This is a genomic window from Candidatus Chryseobacterium colombiense, assembly GCA_029203185.1.
Classification (GTDB): domain Bacteria; phylum Bacteroidota; class Bacteroidia; order Flavobacteriales; family Weeksellaceae; genus Chryseobacterium; species Chryseobacterium colombiense.
This window is the reverse complement of record CP119310.1, coordinates 2,156,537-2,178,715: the sequence shown is the minus strand read 5'-3', so window position 1 is coordinate 2,178,715 and position 22,179 is coordinate 2,156,537. Positions and strand designations below refer to the sequence as shown.

Here is a 22,179-nt window from a genome sequence, read left to right as displayed (position 1 = left end):
AAATATAAATTTTAGATAGAACATCAGAACAAAGATTTACAAAATATCTTTCCTCAATTTTTCAATGGAATTCTTCATGCTGGAATTGAAGTGTTCCTTTTCTAAACGGATTGGTGGAGCTTGCCTTACTTCACAATCGGCGATACTGCAGGATTCACAGGTTACTCCCACATTAATGGTTTTCAAAGTAGGAGATTTGATGAAATTAATTTTTTTAATGGTTTGAGAATTCAATAAAATCCCTAAACAATAGCTTCGGTTGCTCCCGTCGGAGAAAGGGTTTTTCTGGGAAGTGGAAATTACCAGGTAACTGAAACCCTGATCTTTGTAATGTGAAATCTGGGCATCTGTTAATGTTTCATTTTCCTTTAAATGATGAAGATTTTTTACGGCAATCCATCTTCTGCAATAATGTTCATTGGTCGCATTCGCATGTGGAGCTTGCTGGTGATTTAAGTGGAGTTCTTTTAAAATCTGAATTTTATCTGAATTTTTCTTTTTGACCAGACATAAATAAAACAGATCCTTAATTCCCAATCCGGAAGAAAGTACGTTGGTTAACCGATAATAGAATGTTTCAGGGGAATGGGTGAAACTTTCAATCAGATTTTCAAAATTACAGGGATTCCAATCGTTTTGCAGGAAGAATTCAGAAGTTTTCTCGATAGTTTCTTCTTTTGAAATCAATAATGCTCCTGCAAAATAAGAAGCGTAAAAATTATTCAATATTTCTTCAAAACTTCCAAAATCCAGCCATGAATAGGTGTTTGGGCGAATTTTAAGTTCCAATACATTGAAGCCTATTTCCTTAGCAAGAATAAAAGTTTTCTGATCCTGTTCTAATTTTCTGTTTAAAAGTAGTAATTTCTTTTCAGGAACAAACAAAGAACGGAGTTTATCCAAAGTTTCATATTGCTCGAAATTTTCAGATTGAATACTGTAATTAAATCTCTCAATCAAAATGTTTTCTAAAATATCTGGCTGTAAATTTTTACTGATTTCTAATTGGTTTTCTTCCGCAAAAAGCAATGCCTTTTCTTCAATTTCCGGAAAATAATTGTCATATAATTCCTGAAACGACCGTAATACGGCAAAGTAAAATCTTTCTTTTCCTAAATTATAATTCTGTGAAATTTCAATTAAAGCATTGATGAAAGCGGTCACTTTTTTGGGCGCATCACTGATAATGCTGATCAGATTGTTTTTATTGATCCCGAAAAGTTCCAAAGGAATTTCTTTAAAAAAATCAGACTGCAGAATTTCATTAAACGGGGCAAGGCTTTTATCAAGCTTTGTAGAAACCAGATCATCAAAAGTACAGTTTAATGCTTCGGAAAGCTGGATGATTTTATCATGCTTCGGGTATTTTTTTCCGTTTTCAATTTCATTCAGATAGGATTTTGATAATCCTGTTTTCAATGCAAGGCCCTGCAAAGACCAGTTTTTCTTCTGTCTCTGTTGTTTGAGTTTTAACCCGAAAACCGTTTTAATAAAGTCGCTGTCTGAATTCATAACTCAAAGATAAGAGTTAAAAGCGATTTTTCGCATAATAATTTTTTAAATAAATTTAGCGAACGTTCGCTATTTGTGAAAATTTTTATTTATGTTTGTAATGTTAAATCACAAAATCAGTACGTTATGGAAACTAAAACTCAATTGAAAATAAAGTCAGAGAAACAGTTTGAAGAAATTTTTACCAATGATTTAATCGATTTTTTAGTAGAGCTTCATCAGAATTTTAATCCGAAAAGATTGGAGCTTTTAGAAGACAGAAAAAAGACACAGCAGGAATTTGATCAAAGAATTCTTCCTGGATTTTTACCTGAAACCAGAGAAATCCGAACAGGAAATTGGGTTTGTGCTCCTCTTCCCGAAGATTTATTGGACAGGCGAGTGGAAATTACAGGACCTGTTGATCGTAAAATGATTATCAACGCCCTGAATTCGGGAGCTTCAACTTTTATGGCTGATTTTGAAGACAGTAATTCTCCCACATGGAAAAACTGTATGGAAGGACAGCTTAATCTTTCCGATGCAATCAGTAGAAAAATTGATTTTACAAATGAGCAGGGAAAATCATATCATTTGAATGAGAGAACAGCGGTTTTATTAGTTCGTCCACGTGGACTGCATTTAAATGAAAAGCATATTGAAATTAATGGTGAACAGGTTTCAGCGTCGTTAATTGATTTTGGAATCTATTTTTTCAGAAACGCAGAAAAACTTTTGCAAAATGGGAGTGGTCCTTATTTTTATCTTCCCAAACTAGAGCATTACAAAGAAGCCCGTTGGTGGAATGACGTTTTCGCCTTTTCTCAAAATTATCTGGGAATTCCACAAGGGACCATTAAAGCAACAGTTCTGATAGAAACCATTACCGCTTCGTTTCAAATTGATGAAATTTTATTTGAATTAAAAGAACACAGTTCTGGTTTGAATTGCGGACGTTGGGATTATATTTTTTCATTCATCAAAAAATTCAGAAACCTTCCTGAATTTATCGTTCCGGATAGAGATCAGGTGACAATGACTTCGTCTTTCATGAGTGCGTATTCAAAAAGGGTGATCGAGGTTTGTCATAAAAGAAATGTTCACGCAATTGGGGGAATGGCGGCACAAATTCCGATAAAAAACGACTATGAAGCCAATAGTATTGCTTTCGGAAAAGTGAGAAGCGATAAGGAAAGAGAAGTAAAAAACGGACACGACGGAACCTGGGTTGCACATCCTGCGCTGGTTTCGGTAGCAAAAAGCATTTTCGATCAGTTTATGCCTTCTCCAAATCAGATTGATAAAAAGTTTGATTATCACATCACAGAAAGTGATTTGCTTGAGATTCCAAAAGGAGAAATTACGGAAAAAGGAGTTCGGAAAAATATCAATGTAGGAATTCTTTACATCGAATCCTGGTTAATGGGAGTAGGTGCAGCTGCAATTTATAATTTAATGGAAGATGCGGCAACAGCAGAAATATCGAGAACTCAGGTATGGCAATGGCTGAAGAATGAAGCGGTGCTGAATGATGACAGAACCTTAACCAGAGAAATGATTCTTCAGTGGGAATTCGAAGAACTGGAACGTATTGAAAAATATGTTGGTTCAGAGCGATTTAAAAACGGGAAATTCAGTCTGGCAAAAGAACTTTTTAATGAACTGATTTTCTGTGAAAACTTTGCGGAATTTCTGACTCTGAAAGCTTATCCTTTTATATAGGTTGGTAAGACGAAATATTTTACACAACGTCACTTCGAGTAGATTTTGAAAAAATCGTATCGAGAAGTTTTTAATAAAAAATTTAAAAAGACTTAAAAATAAAGGTTCTCAATACAAAATCACTCTTCATTGCATTACAAATAATTTTTACTCGAACTGACGAATTGGTAAAACCTGAACCTCGTAGCTCGAACCTAACAATCTTAAACTTTAAACCCAAAATAATATGAAAACAACACAGGAACAAATCCAGGAAATAGAAAAAGACTGGCTTGAAAATCCAAGATGGAACGGTGTGAAAAGACCGTATACAGCTGAAGATGTGCTGAAACTTCGTGGTTCTTATAAATTGGAATACACGATTGCAGCAGAAATGTCCAAGAAATTCTGGAACAAACTAACTACTCAGGATTTTGTTGCCGGATTAGGTGCTTTAACCGGAAACCAGGCGGTACAGGAAGTAGATGCTGGTTTAGAAGCAATATACCTTTCAGGATGGCAGGTTGCTGCGGATGCAAACTTATCTGGAGAAATGTATCCTGATCAGTCGTTGTATCCGGCAAACTCAGTACCTTCTGTAGTGAAAAAAATAAATAATGCTTTGCTGAGAGCGGATCAGATCCAATCCGTAAACGGTGGTGGAGAAAAAGAATATCTGGTTCCGATCATTGCAGATGCGGAAGCGGGTTTTGGTGGTAATTTAAATGCTTATGAACTCATGAAGCAGATGATTGAAGCAGGAGCAGCTGCGGTACATTTTGAAGATCAGCTGTCTTCAGCGAAAAAATGTGGTCATTTAGGCGGGAAAGTCTTGGTTCCCACTCAGGAAGCTGTGAATAAACTGATTTCAGCTCGTTTGGCTGCAGATGTTTTAGGGGTTCCGACTTTAATTATTGCAAGAACGGATGCTGATGCAGCGGATCTGCTTACTTCGGATATTGATGACAGAGATAAAAAATTTGTTACGGGAGAAAGAACTTCGGAAGGATTTTATGTTGTGAAAAATGGAGTGGAGCAGGGAATCGACAGAGGATTGTCCTACGCTCCGTACGCAGATCTGATCTGGATGGAAACTTCAAACCCCGATCTGGAGCAGGCAAGACGTTTTGCAGAAGGAATTCATGCTAAATTTCCGGGTAAAATGTTGGCTTATAATTGTTCACCATCTTTTAACTGGGCAGCAAGATTAAGTGTTGATGAGATGTTAAACTTCCGGGAAGAATTGGCGAAAATGGGTTACAAATTCCAGTTTATCACATTGGCAGGTTTCCATGCATTAAATACAGCAATGTTTGAACTGGCTTTAGCTTATAAAGAAAAAGGAATGGCTGGTTATTCTGAATTACAGGAACGTGAATTTGCTTTACAGAAACAGGGTTTCAGAGCAGTGAAACACCAGTCTTTTGTTGGGACCGGATATTTTGATGAGGTACAGAATATTGTGACCAATGGTTCTTCTGCAACGGTGGCAATGAAAGATTCTACAGAAACGGCACAATTTCATTAGAAAGTCCATTTTTAAAATAAATTCTAGTTGTTAAAGCCTCTCTGTTTTAGGGAGGTTTTGCTTTTTATATTCTATTTTTGAGTAAATATTTGGAGAAGATGAGTTTGATTTTTGAAAAACAGATACAGGTTACGGAAGAACATATTGATGGAAATAATCATGTCAACAATGTACAGTATGTTCATTGGGTAGAAGAAATTGCCGGGGAGCATTGGGATTTTGTAAAACATAAAACCGAGTTTTCAGAATTCGCATGGATGCTTCTCGATCATCATATTCAATATAAAAAACAGGTCTATCTTAATGATGTTATTACCATAAAAACTTATCCGAAGGCACCTGAAGGAATTCGACAGCCGAGAAAAGTTGAATTTTACTGCAATGATCAGTTGGTCGTGGATTCAAGTACGCTTTGGGTGTTGGTAGATGTGGAAACGCAGAGAATTAAAAGATTGGAAAGTGATTGGCTGGATAAATTGTGATTTTTTAGGAAATATGATTATTTTCGTGACTTAATAAAACTCCATGGAAATAAAAAACACAGAAGATCAGTTTGCCGAATTTGAAAAATATGATGTTCTTTCAGATCAGGATATTTTCACGAAAATTTGGACAGAACCCAAACGAATTTTTACATTTATTAACGAGGCAAAATATGAGAAATATTTGTATGTTATAATGTTTCTCGCCGGTATATCAAGTGCTTTTGATCGTGCTTCTTCAAAAAACATGGGAGAAAATTCTTCTCTTGTTTCTATAGTCCTCATTTGTATTATAATGGGTGGGCTTTTAGGTTGGATTTCCTATTATATATATGCGGCATTACTGAGTTGGACAGGAAAGTGGTTAAATGGTTCGGGCGATACATCATCAATATTCAGGATAATAGTATATGCAACGATTCCATCTGTTGTTTCTCTGGTTTTTCTAATTCCGCAAATTGCTGTTTACGGAGGAAATCTATTTAAAGATATTGACTATGCTTCTGAAGGAATTTTAGTTAATGTTGTTTTTTGGACTTCTGCATTTTGTGAATTTAGCTTGTCGATTGTAACGTTAATTTTTACAGTCATTGGCCTTTCTGTGGTGCAAAAATTTTCTATTGGGAAAGCAATCCTGAATTTAATTTTGCCCATACTGATTATAGTAGTTCCAATCTTGCTACTGATTATTGTATTTTCAAGATAGATTCCTACATATAAAGTCAGAACAAGGTCATTCTTTTAAACATTGAATTTCCTTATCTTTGCACCATGATACGTATTACAAAAATTTTTACATTCGAAACAGCTCATGTGCTGTATAATTATGACGGAAAATGTAAAAATATGCATGGGCATTCCTATAAACTATTCGTAACGGTGAAAGGAAGACCGATAAATGATTTGGAGAACCCTAAAAATGGAATGGTGGTAGATTTTGGCGATATTAAAACGATTGTGAAATCTGAAATTGTAGATGTGTGGGATCATGCAGTGATGATCAATGCGCTTTCTCCTCATAAAGAATTAGGAGAAGGTCTTGAAAACCAGGGGCATAAAGTGATTTATTGTTCATTTCAGCCGACCTGCGAAAATATGTTATACGCTATTGCCGCGAAAATAAAGTCGAGACTTCCGGAAGGAATTTCTCTGGCTTATCTTAAACTTCATGAAACGGAAAACTCTTACGGAGAGTGGTTTGCAGAAGATAATCAGTAATTTAAAACGAAAACGGTGTTAAAAACAACCATCAATTTAGAACCTGGAAAAAAAGTATATTTCGCTTCAGATCAGCATTTTGGTGCGCCTAATCCCAAGGAAAGCAAAGTGCGTGAAGAGCGTTTTATCCGTTGGATGGATGAAATTAAACATGATGCTCAGGTTTTATTTTTAATGGGAGATCTCTTTGATTTCTGGCACGAATGGAAACATGTAATTCCAAAAGGCTATGTGCGTGTTTTAGGAAAAATAGCAGAGTTAAAAGATAAGGGAATTCATATTTATTTCTTTGTTGGCAATCATGATCTGTGGATGAAAGATTATCTGGAAGAAGAAATCGGATGTACGGTTTTTTATAAAAAGCAATACTTTGAAATGGGTGGAAAGCAGTTTCTTTTAGCCCATGGAGATGGTTTGGGACCGGGAGATAAAGGATATAAAAGAATGAAAAAAGTCTTTACCAATCCTGTTGCTCAATGGTTTTTCAAATGGCTTCATCCTGATATTGCAATGAAAATAGCATTGTATATGTCACAGAAAAACAAAATGATTTCAGGAGATGAAGACAAGGAATTTCTGGGAGAAGACAAAGAGTTTTTAATTATCTATTCTAAAAAGAAGCTGGAAACCGAAAAAATAGATTACTTCATCTATGGTCATCGCCACCTTCCGATGGTTTTGGATCTGCAAGGAAAGGCGAAGTATATCAATTTGGGAGATTGGATTTCATATTTCACTTACGGTGTTTTTGAAAAAGATTTTGAACTGAAAACTTTCGAAAAAAAATAAAAAAAATTACCTCATACTGAGGTAATCTTCGGATAGAAAATTAATTCATCCTGTTTTTAATCCATATTCCGGTGAATTAATTGCAAGAATTTTACCAAAATTTACTTTCAATATTAATAAATGATTAAAATTTTTCATTTTTAAATGTAAGTGTCTCATTTTGAGTTAATAATAAATTTTAGAAAATTGCGTACAATATTTGACATACAGACAGAACAAGACTTTTTGGCTGAATCATTAAAAGTTTTCCGTTACCAATATGATCATATAGAGGTGTATAGAAATTTTGTCAGCTATCTTAATATAAAGCCTGATGAGGTGACAACACTTGAGAAAATTCCGTTTCTTCCCATAGAAATGTTTAAAAATCATAAAGTTGTTGACAGCAATATAGCAACAGATCTCTTTTTTCAGAGTTCAGGAACCACTCAGATGAATTTGTCAAAACATTTCATCGCGGATGAAAACATTTATCAGGAAAGTATTTATAGAAGCTTCGAACAGTTTATCGGAAAACCTGAAGACTTCATATTTTTGGGATTGCTGCCAAGTTATCTTGAAAGACAAAATTCTTCATTGATTTATATGGTAGATTATTTAATGAAGAAATCCGCCAAACCTGAAAACGGGTATTTCCTTTACAATCACTCGGACTTATTTGAATTATTAAATACACTGCAAGATAAAAAAGTAATACTTTTTGGAGTTTCCTTTGCTTTACTGGATTTCCTAGACTACTGTCATTCCGAGCGCAGCGATGAATCTCTGAATATTCTTGAAAATCTCATTGTTATTGAAACCGGAGGAATGAAAGGACGAAAAGAAGAAATGACCAAAGATGAACTGCTGGAAATCTTAAAAAACGGTTTTAGAACAGATAAAATTTATTCAGAATATTCTATGACAGAGCTTCTTTCCCAGGCTTATTCTTTAGGAAATAACGAATATGATTGCCCTAATTGGATGAAAGTGATGATTAGAAATGCCGAAGACCCCTTTGCTTATGAAAAAGAAGGAAGAACCGGCGCGATTAATATTATTGATTTAGCCAATATCCATTCGTGTTCATTTATTGCAACACAGGATTTGGGTAAAATAATCGGAAATAAATTTCAGGTATTGGGAAGGATTGACCACTCGGATATTCGCGGATGCAGCCTTCTTGTTTCCTAGAAAATAAAAAAATAAAATAAAAATCCTGTTAGTAATAACAGGATTTTTATTTATAAATATCTTATAGATTGTGCTATATCTCTTAATGGGCAAGTTCTTCCTCCTGATTATTCTGAAGCAGGAATTTATAAATCAATCCTCCAACAACACCGCCTAAAATAGGTGCAACCCAGAATAACCATAATTGGGATAATGCGTTACCTCCTACAAATACAGCCTGAGAAAGAGATCTTGCAGGGTTTACAGAAGTATTCGTGATAGGAATTGAAATCAAGTGGATTAACGTCAACGCCAACCCAATAGCAATACCTGCAAATTTTCCATTGGCATACTTATCCGTTGCTCCCATAATAATGATCAGGAAAAATGCAGTTAAGAGAAACTCTGTCAGGAAAGCGGCTCCCATAGAATAGCTTTTTCCGAAATAGACGGCTTCCCCGTAAAAGTTGGTAGCAAAAGCTCCCGGACCGGAAAAATCAGGGGTTCCTGAACCGTTTAAAATAGTATATAATGCTCCTGCTGCAGCGATAGCGCCTAAACATTGTGCAACAACGTAAGAAATAAGATCTTTTGCAGGGAACCTTCCTCCGGCTAGAAGACCGAATGAAACAGCGGGATTGAAATGTCCTCCGGAAATGTGTCCTACGGCATAGGCCATAGTAAGTACAGTAAGTCCAAATGCTAAAGCAACTCCTATAAGAAGTATACCCATTTGCCCAGTAGATGCCGGAGCAATTTGAGAAGCGAAAATTGCACTTCCACAACCTCCGAAAACAAGCCAGAATGTGCCGAAAAATTCAGCAAAAAGTTTTTTTATCATATATGTTAATTTTGTATGTTATCTCAAATTTATAATTAAAATATTAAACTTTAAGATAAATTATAGAAAATATTTGTAGGTAATTTGAAATAATGTTTTTAATTTAATAAAATCGTTAAAAGTAAGCTGTAAGAATGGTAGCACGGAATTTGAATGCTGTAAAATTAAGTAGTAATTTTTGTTTATAAATTCAAAAATCAGTTGAATGAAAAAATGTGTATGTCTGTTTTTTTTGTCTTTTAATTGGTATACTTATCATGCTCAGTCTTTAAAAAAAGCACTACCATGTTACGATTTGAGCCAGGTAATGAAAGTAGAACCTACATTTCTATATAAGCCACACTTGGATGCTTCTAAAAGTTTTGGAATAAAACTTCTTCAGGATTCTAAGGATGTTCAGAAATATATCAATAACGGTAAATTTCACAAAATAAAAAAGACGGGAAAGGGATATACAGTGCAAAAATTAGATTACAGCAGAGCCTGGATGGTTTCAAAAGGTAAATTAATGCTCGAAAAAATCGGAACCCGTTTTAGCAAAGAAACAAAAGGGCATACATTTACGGTTTCATCCATTACACGAACATTAGAGGATCAGTGTCGTCTGAGAAGAGTGAATTCTAATGCTGCATTAGGAATCAGTTCCCATAATTACGGTAATTCTTTCGATATTTCTTATGTGCGATTTAATAATGTTTTGAAATATAATCCTAAAATGGAATTGGCGTTAGAAAAGGTTTTGAAATATTATTACGATTTGGGGAGGATCTATTACATCAAAGAAAGGCAGCAAAGCTGTTTTCATGTTACCGTAAGAAACTATTGATGATGGGTAATGACGGCGCAAATTTCCGTTAAAATTTTCTATTCATTAAATTCATTTCTTTTTCCGTATTTTTGCACGCGAAAATTCATTATTCACTATTAATCATTATTTAACATGCTTTCGGTTCAAGGTCTAGGATTACATCATTCAGGAAACTATTTGTTTCAAAACGTGAATTTCACGATTAAAAAGGATGATAAAATTGGTTTGGTTGGTAAAAATGGGGCGGGGAAATCCACTTTATTGAAAATGCTTTCCGGAGAAATTACTTTCTACGAAGGGAACGTTATTCCAGAAGGAAATGTCACCATCGGATTTTTGAAACAGGATTTGGATTTTGTGAAAGGAAGAACCGTTTGGAATGAAACCATGCAAGCTTTTGAACAGATCAATGCATGGAAAGAAGAATTAGAAGAAATCAATCATCAAATGACTGTGAGAACCGATTATGAAAGTGATTCTTACACAGATTTGATTAATAGGATGACCGATCTGAATGATCTTTTGATGCATCACGATGCCTACAATTTGGAAGGTGATATCGAAAAAGTTTTATTCGGTTTAGGTTTTAAAGCAGACGATTTTCATAAAATTACAGACGAATTTTCCGGAGGTTGGAGAATGAGAATTGAATTGGCAAAATTACTTCTTCAAAAGAATGATTTAATGCTTCTCGATGAGCCCACCAATCACCTTGATATGGAATCCATCATCTGGCTTGAAAATTTCCTGAAAGACTATCCCGGAGCTATCTTATTGGTAAGTCACGATAAACAGTTTATGACGGCAGTCTGTAACCGAACTTTTGATGTGAACAACAGAAAAGTGGATGATTATAAAGCCAATTATTCCAAATATCTGATCATGCGTGAAGACCGCCGTGAAAAACTGATTCAAGCTAAAAAGAATCAGGATGCGGAAATCAAGCAGATGGAAGATAATATTAATAAGTTCCGTGCAAGTGCTACCAAAGCTTCTTTTGCACAGTCGCTTATTAAAAAATTAGATAAAATTGAACGTATTGAAGTAGATAATGAAGACGTTTCTAAATTCAATATTCGTTTCGTTCAGTCACAGGTTCCAGGAAAAATTATTTTCGAAGCTGAAAACTTAGGAAAAGCGTACGGTGAAAAGCAAATCTTCGATGACGTTGACTTTATTGTTCAGAGAGGCGACAGAATCGCGCTTCTTGGACAAAACGGACAAGGAAAAACGACCTTGGCGAAAATTCTTGCAGGAGATATCAAAGATTATTCAGGAACCTGGAATCTCGGACATAATGTAAACATTGGTTACTTCGCTCAAAATCAGGAGGAAGTTTTAACACCGAATAAAACGGTTCAGGAAGAGGCGGAAGATGCCGCAACAGAAGAAACAAGACCGAGAGTTAGGGATTTGTTAGGATCTTTCCTTTTCCAGGGTGAAGCTGTAAACAAAAAGACGAAAGTACTTTCCGGAGGGGAAAGAAACCGTTTAGCACTTTGTAAATTGTTGTTACGTCCGTTCAACACACTGATCATGGACGAACCTACAAACCACCTGGATATTCAGTCTAAGGAAATTATCAAATTGGCTCTTCAGAAATTTGAAGGTACATTAATTGTGATTTCGCACGACAGGGAATTCTTACAGGGGCTTTGTGATAAGATCTACGAATTCCGCGATGGTAAAATGAAAGAATTCTTAGGAGACATTAACGAATATCTTGAATTCAGACAAAAAGAATCTATCAGAGAAATTTCTGCAGAAAAAGCAAAACTTCACAATGAAGTACCAAAGGTTGAGGAAAAAAAGGTGGAGGAAAAACCTGTTGCAGCCAGCCAGTCGAATGTGATTCTAAGCAAAGAGCAGAAGAATATCCAGAATAAAATTAAAAAAGTAGAAGAAAAAATTTCTGATCTTGAAACAAAAGTAGAGGAATTTGAAGCTTCTTTTACCAAGGAAAACCCGTCTGATGAAACTTTAGAAAAATATAACAAAACTAAAGAAGAACTTGAGCTTGCTTTGCAGGAATGGGAATACTTGGGAACTCAGCTGGATTAATTTTTGAATTAATCATCATATTATAAAGATGCTTCGGCTTCGCTCAGCATGACATTTCTCTAATACTAACTGTTTTATTAGCGGTCAATTTGTAGTGATGTCATGCTGAGATTCTCGAAGAATTAAAAATATATTGTTGTCATGCTGAGCCTGTCGAAGCATCTCTAATAAATTAATAACAAAGTTTGTAACAAAACTTCACTGTCTTCTACTCATTACTCAAAGTATTTTAATAAAACTTTAATCTAAAAACTTAAATTATTTTTATAATTTTGGCATATGATTTTTAAAGAAAGCAGAAATCTAAAGAATTTTATTTCCAAATTGTTGTTTGGAATCTATTTTCTTGCACTGTTTTCTCAGAACTTTCACAATCACAGCTCTGAAGAGGTTTTTAAAAGCTTCAATTTCAAAAAGTCAGAAAATACAATTACAAAAAATATAGCAAAGGAAAAAGCAGCAGACTGTTTGGCTTGTCATTTCTTAGCTACAGGACATACTCTGGTTCCTGAAGACTTCAGTTTTTCTTTTGAAAATTATACCCATGAGGTAAAGCAGATCATTGCTATTCAGGAGAAAGTATGGTCTCAGACCAAATTCACTTTTCAGCTTCGCGGTCCGCCCTCAATTTCTTAGTTTTTAAATTCTTTTTCGGATTTATTTGCTTTAAATAAGGTGTTTTAATGAAACTAACTTAGTGCTTTTAAACCATTAAGGTGAATTTAGGAGTTAAGTTTGTTAAGAAAAATCATATAGATTTTTTTAGTATCTCTTAAAAGCAAAGCAAAGCTTAATTACTCTAAAATGCTTAAATAAAAATCTTAATGGTTCAAAATTGAGCGTATAGATTTACAGTTTTAAGTTAACAAAATCCAATTCAAATTTTAACGAAATGTATTTTTAAGTTAATCATTACTCATAATGAGCAACTTAAAACGTACGTAATCAATCTATTTAACAATGAAATTGATCTATAGCTTTATGCTGATCCTTTGTGGATTTGCAATTGCAAACGCACAAACTTATTATAAGGTAGAAGGAAACATTCAGGATTTTCATGATAAAACAATGCTGGAAAATGCAGTGGTAAAAATCGGGAACTTCTCTACACAAACAGATAAAAACGGCAGGTTTTCTTTTAATAAAATTCCTGCAGGAAAATATATACTCATTGCTAAACATCCTGATTGTAATGATTATACTGAAAATATAGGACTTACTCAGGATCTGCATTTAACAATTACTCTTGAGCACCATATTCAGGATATTGAAACGGTAACCATTCATGGAAGTCACAAAAGCAATGGTTCTTTGGTCGTAAAAACACTTGATAAATCTGAAATCGAAAGGAATTCTACAGATAACCTGGGGAATCTACTGACAAAAATTTCAGGAGTAAGTGCTTTAAAAACGGGAAATAATATTTCAAAACCTATTATCCACGGGCTTTACGGAAGCAGAATCTCTATTCTGAATAATGGGGTAAAACTTGCCGAACAGGAGTGGGGAGTAGAGCACGCTCCGAATGTTGATATCAATAATTTTCAGCATATTGATGTAATCAAGGGAGCTTCTGCACTGAAGTACGGAAGTGATGCCATTGGTGGAGTTGTGGTAATGGAACCTGAAATTTTTCCTAAAAAAGATACGATAAAAGGTTCTGTAAACCTTTCCGGAATTTCTAACGGAAAAGGTCTCGGCGTTGATGCAGATATTGCAAAAGTCTGGAAAAACGGTTGGGCTGTAAAAACAGGTGGAAGCATCAAAAAATTAGGAGATCAGCACGCTCCTGACTATAATTTGATGAATACGGGAATGGATTTTTCTTCCTTTAATTTTACAGTTCAGAATAATACCTATGAAAGAGGAATTTCATTTGATTATTATTTAACCAACCAGAATATCGGAATCTACAGAGGTTCTCACGTGGGGAATAATGAGGATTTTTATAATGCAATCACTTCTAAAATTCCGGTCTATACAGGAAATTTCAGTTATAATATTGATAACCCGAGACAGGTGATTGAACATCATATTGCGAAAGTTTCTGCATTCAAAAGATTTGGAAATATCGGGAAAGTTTCTGCAACATACAGTTATCAGTATAATCACAGGCAGGAATATGACATTAGAAGAGGAGAACTGAAAGATACGCCTTCGCTTGATCTGGAGTTAATGACGCACCAATTTAATCTTAATGATCTATTGGAAAGAGGTAAATTCTCTTTGGAAACAGGGATTGATGCTAGTTTTCAGAACAATTATTCTGATCCTGCGACCAAAGCGAGACGTTTAATTCCGAATTATGATAAATATGCTGCCGGAATTTATTCAGTTTTTAAATATAAAATTTCGCATGATTTCAATATGGAAGCAGGTGCGAGATATGATTTTACCCGTTATGACGTTACGAAATGGTATGATAAAAGCGATTGGGAAAATCGATACGCAGATTCTTATCCGCAGTTTTATGTAAAAACGGATCAAAACAGAATTTTGACGAGACCTCAGTTGAATTATCAGAATTTTTCGTTCAATGCGGGGCTGGAATACCGTCCGAATGGTAATTTCGATTTGAAATTTAATTATGCAAAAGTGGGAAGAACGCCGAATATCGCTGAATTATTTTCAGACGGTTTGCATCATTCTGCTTCCGTGATCGAAATCGGTGATATGGGATTAAAAAATGAGCAGGGACATCAGTTTAATCTTACTGTTGATTCTAAATTCAATGTATTGAAAGGGTTAAATATTTCCGTGAATCCTTACTTCTTTATTACCAAAAATTTCATCAATGAAGTTCCGACCGGGGTGCAAAATACGATCAGAGGAGTATTTCCCGTGTGGTCTTATCAGCAAATCGATGCGAAAATGTATGGGATAGATTTAGATGTTAATTTCAAGCTTACAGATAATCTCGCCTATGTGGGAAAAGGAAGTTATGTTTACGGACAGGACGATACACATCATGTTCCGCTGATTTTGATGATGCCTCCGAATTTTTCCAATGCATTGCAGTTTCATAAAGAAAGCTGGAATCATTTCTATTTTAATTTAGAAAATCAAACCTTTCTGACACAAAATAGATTTCCTGTTTATAATGCAACTATTCCCATTTATATCAACGGGGAAGAAGTGCAGAAAGAAGTTGATCTGAGTACTCCGCCAAGTGGTTATTCTCTTTGGAATATCCAAACGGGAATCAATATCAGTAAAAATCTTTCTGCAGGTCTTATTGTGAATAATCTTTTCAATGTTTCGTACAGAGATTATCTGAATCGCATGAGATTCTTTGCCGATGAGGCCGGACGAAATTTTATTTTAAACTTTAGATACAGGTTCTAAAGGACTCAAATTATCTTAAACAAAATTTACAATTTTAAAATTTAAAAAAATGAAAGTATTCAATACTAAAAATATAATCAAATTATTAGCTGTTTTACTTATTGCGGTAACTGTTGTTTCTTGTCAGAGAAACGGCTCGGCGGCTGAAGATGACCTTCCGCAGGAGGATCTTACAAACATCATTTTGAATATTAAGGATAAAGCTACAGGTGATGTGAAAACCTATAATTACAGCATGGGAGCAGGAGGGGCACAACCTATCCAACTAACTGATGGAAAAACTTATGAAGTGACTGCTACATTTAAAAACGGAAATGAGGATGCTACAAAAGAAATAGAAGATGCGAAAGATGAACATTTTTTAGTTTTTAATTTTCCTAATTCTGATATTGCTTTAACTCGTATAGATGGACCTGAATCTACAAGAGGTGACGGAAAACGTGTAGGGCTAAAAACCGAATGGGTAGTTAACAAAGCGATTAAAAATCCATCTGCAACAAGCCAGCTGATTTTTACACTTTATCATGAGCCAGCAACAGTTTCTGAAGATTCTGAAGCAAGTGGAAATGGAATCATTTTCGGAAAGCAGACGGGAGGAGAAACAGATGCTCAGGCAAACTATACAATTACGAATTAAAATTTTATTTTAATATATCCTTTAATCTTGTTATGAAAACCACTGAATTTTTTCGGTGGTTTTTTATTTAACACTATTTGGCTTTTTAAGTTGATTTTAAATGAGTGATTTTCATAAAATTTTCATATTTTTGCAACCTAAAATTTTAATCAATAATGAAGGTTACTGCAAAAAACCATGATGATGTAAGTGCATTGCTTACAGTGACATTGGAAAAATCTGACTATAAGGAAAAAGTTGAGAAACAATTGATTAATTATGCTAAAAATGCACAAGTTCCTGGATTCAGAAAAGGAAAAGTGCCTTTGAGTATGGTTAGAAAACAATATGAAGCAGGGATTGCTTTTGAAGAAATCAACAAGCAGGTTTCTGATGCTTTGAACGGGTATGTGAACGAAAACAAACTAAGATTAGTTGGTCAGCCTGTTCCTCAGCCAGTAAACGAATTCGATTACAATGCTGATCAGTTAGAAGTTGCTTTTGAAGTAGGATATGAGCCAGAATTCACGATCGACTTATCTAAATATGAAGCTCCTCACTACAAAGTAGAAGCTTCTGAAAAAGAAATCAACAAGAGTATTGAGAACATGCAGAAGCGTTTTGCTGAGCAGGCTCCTCAAGACAAAATCAATAAAGATTCTTACATCGCTTTAGAAATTTCTCAGGTTGTTGAGGAAGATGCAGAAGGAGAACACCACCACCATCCAAAGAACGTTACCATTACCGCTGAAAACAAAGAAGCTTTCAAATTGGTAAAGTCTTTGAAAATGGATGGTTCAGTAAAAGTTTCTAAAGAAACTCTTGCTGAAAATGAAGAATTGGCTAAAGAATTAGGATTCTCTAAAGAAGAAGTTGAGCACTTACACCATGCTGAAGTTGAGGTAAAAGTAAAAGATTTCTACGGTCTTAACTTAGCTGAACTAAACCAGGAACTTTTTGACAAAGTATACGGAGAAGGAAACATCAAGTCTGAAGAAGAACTAAAAGAAAAAGTAAAATCTGAATTGGATGAATACTTCCAGCAAAATGCTGATGTTCACTTTGTGAATAAAGTATTGGAGCAGGTTTCTGAAAAAGAAGAAGTAAAACTTCCTGAAACGTTCTTAGTAAAATGGTTACAATTCTCTAATCAGAATATCCAGTCTGAAGAGCAGGCTAAAGAAATCCTTGAAGCTGAGAAAAACCAGTTGAAATATCAAATCATCGAAGGAAAATTGATGACAGATAACGAAATTCAGTTAGACTACGCTGATGTTTTGGCACAGGCAGAGCAATTGGTAAGAAATCAATTAGCAATCTACGGAATCCACCACTTAGGGGATGAGGAAATCCAGAAATATGCTGTTGAGATGTTGAAAGATCAGGAGCAGGTAAGACAAATTTCTTCTGAAGTAGCAATGGCTAAGTTGAAAGATGTAATCCTTGAAAAAGCAACAAAGAAAGAAACTGCTATTTCTCACGATGAGTTTTTAGAAGAACTTAAGAAATAATTTCTTTTTAAGATAAATAATTAAATCCCCTTCATTCTATTGGAGGGGATTTTTACTTACTACACTGAAGTTTTGAGCATTGTTGAAAAATATGTTTTTATAATCTGACAGATAAGATCATAAAGTTTTAGAAACATGTTTATGCAGGAAAGTTCAATAAAAAGACCAGCTTATAAAATAATCATTATTTTTTCTCAATAAAAATACTTATTTCAAATTGTTGTTTTACAGGGATTAAAAATTGATTTGCCGAAGTCCATTTACCCAATTCTTCTGATCGAAAAATATTCTCAATCAAACTTTTACTTTCTTCATCAGTGTAACTTATTATTTCCGCTTTTTCAAGATTGTTGGATTTTCCTATTGTAATACGAACGAGATTTTCACCTGATTTGGCATTTTTTGAAGGTTTAAACTTATCATATATAAGTTGTCTAAAAGTAGAAATGCTTCCTTTGAAGTTAGCTCCGTTTATCATTTCTGTGCAGTGATAACGTTTAGACCACGCTATTTTTGAACTATCTATTTTTATGGAATCTTCATGAGAAATAATCACTTTTACATTTTCCAGAGTTCCCAGATAATGTCTTTTCTTCTTCTGTATTAGACTACAACTTGTGAATAAGGTAAGTATTGATATTAATATAAATAGTTTTTTCATATTATGCTTTAAAGAATTAAAACCACCAAAATTGCTTGGTGGTTTATTTAATTTAGTATTGTGTATAATTAAATGTTCCATTGTCATTATCAACTAACTCAAGTTTTTTCTAGTCTCCATAGTTTCAGAATCACCTTCATATAGATCTGCTCTACTTCCGTATCTTTTAAAAACTTAAAAACTCTATTATTTGGTCGTCATGAGAGATTCTGGAGGGATATTATATTTCTTTTTATTTGAAAAATCATTATTATATACCTTTGTTTTTCATTATCAGGCATGAGCATATATTTTGAAAATTATATTTTTTATATTTAAAGATCATCTTACTTGCCTGACCAGTCGTTACTATTATACCCATTCACTCCAACAAACTTAATCTTCTCAATCTTCATATTAGAAAAAAACTGAATAAAAGTATTGTTCCACACTCCATAGCTTTGCTTCACCATATTCTCTATTTCTTGGGAATCTCATTTTCGAAGGTTATAGATATATTAAGATATTGATACTTGTGATCTGTAGCAACAGACCATAAGTCGTCATCTTCAAGAAATAAATCTAAAACATAGTATTTTGACGCTGGGTCTTCTTTATAACCGCAAGTTAGGCTAGCAACCGTAATATTTTTATAGGAGTTCATTGTAAAAATTAGAAAAGTTCTGCCCGTAATATTGTGTTTTATTTGCGGCAATTGTATTAAGTTTAGGTACACCATTATAAAAGGTGATATAATCACTTGTAGTCTGTGCCTTGCAGTTATATAACAAAAACAAGCTGAATGACAGGCATATTTTAAAAATAATATTTTTCATATCTGTTCTGTTAAAAACACTCCTTTACTTTCCCGACCAGTCGTTACTATTATACCCGTTTACTCCAACAAACTTAATCTTCTCAATCTTCATATTAGAAAAATAAATAACAAAATCATTGTTCCACACTCCATAAGTTTGCTTCACCATATTCTCTATCTGTTTGGGAATCTCATTTTCAAAGGTTATGGATACCCAAGGATATTGATAGTCATGATCTGACGCAACAGACCATAAATCATTATCTTCGAAAAATAATCTTAAAACGTAATATTTTGAACCAGGATCAGTTTTATAATCACAAGATAGGCTTGCAACCTGAATATTTTTATTTAATAATTCATTGTAAAAAGTAGAAAAATTTTGCCCATAATATTGGGTTTTATTGGCTGCAATTGTATTAAGTTTAGGAACGACACCATTATAAAAGGTGATATAATCACTTGTAGTCTGTGCCTTGCAGTTGTATAATAAAAACAAAGTGAATGACAGGCATATTTTTAAAATTATATTTTTCATAATTGATATTTTTTTATATAAAATTTAAGGACATTTAGAAACTTTAACTCCTTCTTTCACAATACCACCACTATTTGGGACTGTGATTTCCTGTACATTGGCATTAATTTTTTTTAGATTGCCATTTGCATCTGTTTTAGAAATACTAATGCCTGCATTGTGTTTTTCAAAAATATAAGCAAATCCGATGGCACGGCTGTCATATACTTCTCCAGAAGAATTATCACTCCGTCCTTCAAAATGATGCTTGTGAGCTTTATAAAATTCTCTACCTAAAGGACTTTCCTCTTTTATAGACCGGTTAGATGGATCATAATTTTCACTTTCCGGAAATTGGGCTATAAAAGCCTGTGCCAATGTAGGATCATCAATGACTAGAGCATATACTTCCGGTGTTCCTTCGTAATTTCCATATACGTAACGGTATCTTAGAGCAGGGCTGTCGGTTAAAGCTTTTATCATTTTATAAAAATCTCCTCCCGATGGTACTCCGGAATATCCTGCATGCGAATGCCCGTCTGCAATATAAGGATTTGTAAGTTGAGAACTGGGGATAGTTCCATTTGTTGCATTTTGCTCTGCGGCAGGGGTTACTTCATACCCGTTAGGAGCTTGGCCAATGGCTACAACCCATTCATTCGGTGCGGTTATTTTTCCTTTCAACACATTATCCATTTTTGTTTTTACCTCAGCATTGTTCAATATGTCATTGGCTTTACTCATAGCAGCTTTTGTCCTTTTGCAGGGATCGGTCTTAGGATCTGGCAAATTCGGGATGGTAGGTGTCCCGATAGGACAGCCGTTTTCATCGGTAAAACCAGATTCCGGATTACTTGGGATTATAGAAGTATCACAAGGCGGATCATGAGGATTTTCTCCTCCTCCCGTGCTTCCTCCACCGCCTCCTCCGGTTCCCGGATCAATAGGAGTAATGATATCATCATTTTGTTCCAGGCAGGTCGTGGTTACAATGGTATACAATATAGGAGGTGTTCCTTGTTCCAGCCCGTTATAGATAGGGCAGCTTTCATAATTGGAACCGTTATGCTGCTGGGTTCCGCTACAGGGAGCCCAATACGATTCTGTTTTCGTGGTGCATACCAGTCTTGCCAGTTGACCGCTACCGTTAAATGTTCCATTTGCCAGTTCGGTTACCTGAGTTTTTCCTTTTGTATCAACCATTAAACCTGCTTTCAGCCGTTCTTTTTCAGTGGAAGTAAGGGTATAAGTAATCAGCAATTCTCTGTAGCTGCCATCAGGAAGCGGAGACAACAGAAGGTTTTCCAAAGGAACATCTTCGGGAGCATTATCTCTTTTGATGTGGAAAGTATAGGTGTGGTAGTTGGGGCCGTTCTCAATATAGATGACATCATCGGTATCTATAGAAACCCCGTTTCCGTAATTAATGATCTTTCCGTTTACATTTACTTTAGAAAAAGCCCTGATTCCTGCCTTTGCCTTTTCCAGCTCTGGCAGGATCTTAGTTTTGTGTTTACTGGCATCTAATGAAATCCTTTTTGTGGTAAGATGAAATGTGGGACTGTCGCTATACGTTTCATGTTCGGAGAACTGGTCTGTCCTGCAGGAGCAGATCATAAAAATTGCCATAAGGTTCAGGCAAAGCCGCACCAGTAATTTGTTCCTCATTCTATTGTGTTTTTCAAGGTTAAATATATCATTTTTTTATAACGTTACAAATATTCGAATAAAAAATAATAGGACATTACTGTTTTCCGTAAACCACCATGTGCTCAATGTATGTCTATAATTGAAAATGGCTATCATATTTGAAGATTTTGTGACATTTTCGGGATAAGAATGTTTTATTGTAAGTTATTACAATAATAACATTTTTAATATTTGCTATCATTATAAATGTATTCATTCAATTATTCTTATATTTACGTCTTTAAAATTAAAATATGAAAAAGATTATAATTCCATTTTTCTGTGCAGTGCTTTTTTCTACTTCAGTAGCTGCTCAACAAAAATCGGCTCCTGTAAAGGCGGCAGTTGCGACACAATCTTCATTGAGCTCTCAACAGGTGATTGATAATTACATTAAAGCTTTAGGAGGAAAGGCGAAATTAGAAGCGGTAAAAAGCTCGGTTACTGACAATACCCTTTCTGTACAAGGAATGGAAATTGCTATGACCACTAAAAAGATGGGGAATAAATTCAGATCTGAACAGTCGGTGATGGGACAAAAAATGATCCAGGTTTTCGATGGTGAGAAAGGATATATGGATCAGATGGGACAGAAAATGGATATTCCGGCAGATAAAATTGCTGAGCTTAAAAAAAGTAAAGTAATTGATGCATTGGCTTATGATGCTTCCAATTTCAAAACAGTAAATGTTGAGAAAATAGACGGGAAGGATTATAATGTTTTAAGCTCTGATAAAGGGAAATTTTACTTTGATGCGGCTACAGGTTTATTGTATAAGTCTGAAACCAAAGAAGGGAATGCTTTTGTGAAAAGCTATATGACTGTTGACGGAATTCAGTTTCCTGCTGATATAGAAGCAGAAGGAGGAGGTCAGAAAGTAGCTATCAAAACAACGAAAGTTGTTCTGAATTCAGGAGTTACTGATGCTGATTTTAAATAAGAATAGTTCTATTTAACATAATAAAACCGGGC

General features: G+C 34.7%; 19 protein-coding genes. 14 read left to right on the top strand and 5 right to left on the bottom strand.

Going from position 1 to position 22,179, the window contains the following annotated elements; translation table 11 throughout:
• Positions 1 to 36: 36 nt before the first annotated feature.
• A complete protein-coding gene (locus tag P0Y62_09710) occupies positions 37 to 1,512 on the bottom strand; it encodes a helix-turn-helix transcriptional regulator (protein WEK68149.1) in 1,476 nt (491 codons plus the stop codon).
• Between the two features lie 126 nt (positions 1,513 to 1,638).
• Between P0Y62_09710 and aceB the strand changes: the two genes are divergently transcribed.
• From aceB to P0Y62_09675, 7 genes are all read left to right on the top strand, one after another.
• Positions 1,639 to 3,213 carry a malate synthase A gene (gene aceB, locus P0Y62_09705; GenBank protein WEK68148.1) on the top strand — a complete coding sequence of 525 codons (1,575 nt, stop codon included), beginning with the start codon at positions 1,639 to 1,641 and terminating at the stop codon, positions 3,211 to 3,213.
• 226 nt (positions 3,214 to 3,439) lie between these two features.
• Positions 3,440 to 4,720 carry an isocitrate lyase gene (aceA, locus tag P0Y62_09700; GenBank protein WEK68147.1) on the top strand — a complete coding sequence of 427 codons (1,281 nt, stop codon included), beginning with the start codon at positions 3,440 to 3,442 and terminating at the stop codon, positions 4,718 to 4,720.
• Positions 4,721 to 4,818: 98 nt separating this feature from the next.
• Positions 4,819 to 5,202 (top strand): thioesterase family protein, encoded by a 384-nt coding sequence (locus P0Y62_09695; GenBank protein ID WEK68146.1) that lies wholly within the window; start codon positions 4,819 to 4,821, stop codon positions 5,200 to 5,202.
• 43 nt (positions 5,203 to 5,245) lie between these two features.
• Entirely contained in the window at positions 5,246 to 5,908 is a 663-nt protein-coding gene (locus P0Y62_09690) for a Yip1 family protein (protein ID WEK68145.1), read from the top strand.
• Positions 5,909 to 5,973: 65 nt separating this feature from the next.
• Positions 5,974 to 6,420 carry a 6-carboxytetrahydropterin synthase gene (locus P0Y62_09685; GenBank protein WEK68144.1) on the top strand — a complete coding sequence of 149 codons (447 nt, stop codon included), beginning with the start codon at positions 5,974 to 5,976 and terminating at the stop codon, positions 6,418 to 6,420.
• A 15-nt stretch (positions 6,421 to 6,435) separates the two neighbouring features.
• Entirely contained in the window at positions 6,436 to 7,209 is a 774-nt protein-coding gene (locus tag P0Y62_09680) for a UDP-2,3-diacylglucosamine diphosphatase (GenBank protein WEK68143.1), read from the top strand.
• A gap of 186 nt (positions 7,210 to 7,395) precedes the next feature.
• Positions 7,396 to 8,382 carry an acyl transferase gene (locus P0Y62_09675; protein WEK68142.1) on the top strand — a complete coding sequence of 329 codons (987 nt, stop codon included), beginning with the start codon at positions 7,396 to 7,398 and terminating at the stop codon, positions 8,380 to 8,382.
• An 82-nt stretch (positions 8,383 to 8,464) separates the two neighbouring features.
• Here the strand turns inward: P0Y62_09675 and aqpZ are convergent, their stop codons facing one another.
• Complete coding sequence (gene aqpZ / locus P0Y62_09670) at positions 8,465 to 9,199, bottom strand: aquaporin Z (protein ID WEK71793.1); 735 nt, start codon at positions 9,197 to 9,199, stop codon at positions 8,465 to 8,467.
• Between the two features lie 208 nt (positions 9,200 to 9,407).
• Here aqpZ and P0Y62_09665 point away from each other — a divergent pair, with 208 nt between their 5' ends.
• The 6 genes from P0Y62_09665 to P0Y62_09640 all read left to right on the top strand — a co-directional run bounded on the left by P0Y62_09665 (position 9,408) and on the right by P0Y62_09640 (position 17,543).
• The gene (locus P0Y62_09665; GenBank protein WEK68141.1) at positions 9,408 to 10,028 is read left to right on the top strand and encodes a DUF5715 family protein; all 621 of its coding nucleotides are present in this window, start codon (positions 9,408 to 9,410) and stop codon (positions 10,026 to 10,028) included.
• Between the two features lie 114 nt (positions 10,029 to 10,142).
• Positions 10,143 to 12,071 (top strand): ABC-F family ATP-binding cassette domain-containing protein, encoded by a 1,929-nt coding sequence (locus tag P0Y62_09660; protein WEK68140.1) that lies wholly within the window; start codon positions 10,143 to 10,145, stop codon positions 12,069 to 12,071.
• A 279-nt stretch (positions 12,072 to 12,350) separates the two neighbouring features.
• Complete coding sequence (locus P0Y62_09655; GenBank protein WEK68139.1) at positions 12,351 to 12,707, top strand: hypothetical protein; 357 nt, start codon at positions 12,351 to 12,353, stop codon at positions 12,705 to 12,707.
• 324 nt (positions 12,708 to 13,031) lie between these two features.
• A complete protein-coding gene (locus P0Y62_09650) occupies positions 13,032 to 15,416 on the top strand; it encodes a TonB-dependent receptor (GenBank protein WEK68138.1) in 2,385 nt (794 codons plus the stop codon).
• Positions 15,417 to 15,465: 49 nt separating this feature from the next.
• Complete coding sequence (locus tag P0Y62_09645; GenBank protein ID WEK68137.1) at positions 15,466 to 16,053, top strand: hypothetical protein; 588 nt, start codon at positions 15,466 to 15,468, stop codon at positions 16,051 to 16,053.
• Between the two features lie 155 nt (positions 16,054 to 16,208).
• Entirely contained in the window at positions 16,209 to 17,543 is a 1,335-nt protein-coding gene (locus P0Y62_09640) for a trigger factor (GenBank protein ID WEK68136.1), read from the top strand.
• A gap of 184 nt (positions 17,544 to 17,727) precedes the next feature.
• On the opposite strand, the gene P0Y62_09635 is transcribed toward P0Y62_09640, so the two are convergent.
• The 3 genes from P0Y62_09635 to P0Y62_09625 form a co-directional block, all read right to left on the bottom strand.
• Entirely contained in the window at positions 17,728 to 18,285 is a 558-nt protein-coding gene (locus tag P0Y62_09635) for a hypothetical protein (GenBank protein ID WEK68135.1), read from the bottom strand.
• 758 nt (positions 18,286 to 19,043) lie between these two features.
• Positions 19,044 to 19,538: a hypothetical protein gene (locus P0Y62_09630; protein ID WEK68134.1), complete on the bottom strand. Its 495-nt coding sequence runs from the start codon at positions 19,536 to 19,538 to the stop codon at positions 19,044 to 19,046.
• Between the two features lie 24 nt (positions 19,539 to 19,562).
• A complete protein-coding gene (locus P0Y62_09625; protein WEK68133.1) occupies positions 19,563 to 21,185 on the bottom strand; it encodes a hypothetical protein in 1,623 nt (540 codons plus the stop codon).
• A 275-nt stretch (positions 21,186 to 21,460) separates the two neighbouring features.
• Here P0Y62_09625 and P0Y62_09620 point away from each other — a divergent pair, with 275 nt between their 5' ends.
• On the top strand, positions 21,461 to 22,147 hold the full coding sequence (locus P0Y62_09620) for a hypothetical protein (GenBank protein ID WEK68132.1): 687 nt from the start codon (positions 21,461 to 21,463) through the stop codon (positions 22,145 to 22,147).
• The last annotated feature ends 32 nt before the right edge of the window (positions 22,148 to 22,179 follow it).

Bases quoted from the DNA above. Each gene is read 5' to 3' on its own strand.
- P0Y62_09710 (WEK68149.1), bottom strand. From the start codon at position 1,512: ATGAATTCAGACAGCGACTTTATTAAAACGGTTTTCGGGTTAAAACTC.
- aceB (WEK68148.1), top strand. From the start codon at position 1,639: ATGGAAACTAAAACTCAATTGAAAATAAAGTCAGAGAAACAGTTTGAA.
- aceA (WEK68147.1), top strand. From the start codon at position 3,440: ATGAAAACAACACAGGAACAAATCCAGGAAATAGAAAAAGACTGGCTT.
- P0Y62_09695 (WEK68146.1), top strand. From the start codon at position 4,819: ATGAGTTTGATTTTTGAAAAACAGATACAGGTTACGGAAGAACATATT.
- P0Y62_09690 (WEK68145.1), top strand. From the start codon at position 5,246: ATGGAAATAAAAAACACAGAAGATCAGTTTGCCGAATTTGAAAAATAT.
- P0Y62_09685 (WEK68144.1), top strand. From the start codon at position 5,974: ATGATACGTATTACAAAAATTTTTACATTCGAAACAGCTCATGTGCTG.
- P0Y62_09665 (WEK68141.1), top strand. From the start codon at position 9,408: ATGAAAAAATGTGTATGTCTGTTTTTTTTGTCTTTTAATTGGTATACT.
- P0Y62_09660 (WEK68140.1), top strand. From the start codon at position 10,143: ATGCTTTCGGTTCAAGGTCTAGGATTACATCATTCAGGAAACTATTTG.
- P0Y62_09655 (WEK68139.1), top strand. From the start codon at position 12,351: ATGATTTTTAAAGAAAGCAGAAATCTAAAGAATTTTATTTCCAAATTG.
- P0Y62_09650 (WEK68138.1), top strand. From the start codon at position 13,032: ATGAAATTGATCTATAGCTTTATGCTGATCCTTTGTGGATTTGCAATT.
- P0Y62_09645 (WEK68137.1), top strand. From the start codon at position 15,466: ATGAAAGTATTCAATACTAAAAATATAATCAAATTATTAGCTGTTTTA.
- P0Y62_09640 (WEK68136.1), top strand. From the start codon at position 16,209: ATGAAGGTTACTGCAAAAAACCATGATGATGTAAGTGCATTGCTTACA.
- P0Y62_09635 (WEK68135.1), bottom strand. From the start codon at position 18,285: ATGGAACATTTAATTATACACAATACTAAATTAAATAAACCACCAAGC.
- P0Y62_09630 (WEK68134.1), bottom strand. From the start codon at position 19,538: ATGAAAAATATAATTTTAAAAATATGCCTGTCATTCACTTTGTTTTTA.
- P0Y62_09625 (WEK68133.1), bottom strand. From the start codon at position 21,185: ATGAGGAACAAATTACTGGTGCGGCTTTGCCTGAACCTTATGGCAATT.
- P0Y62_09620 (WEK68132.1), top strand. From the start codon at position 21,461: ATGAAAAAGATTATAATTCCATTTTTCTGTGCAGTGCTTTTTTCTACT.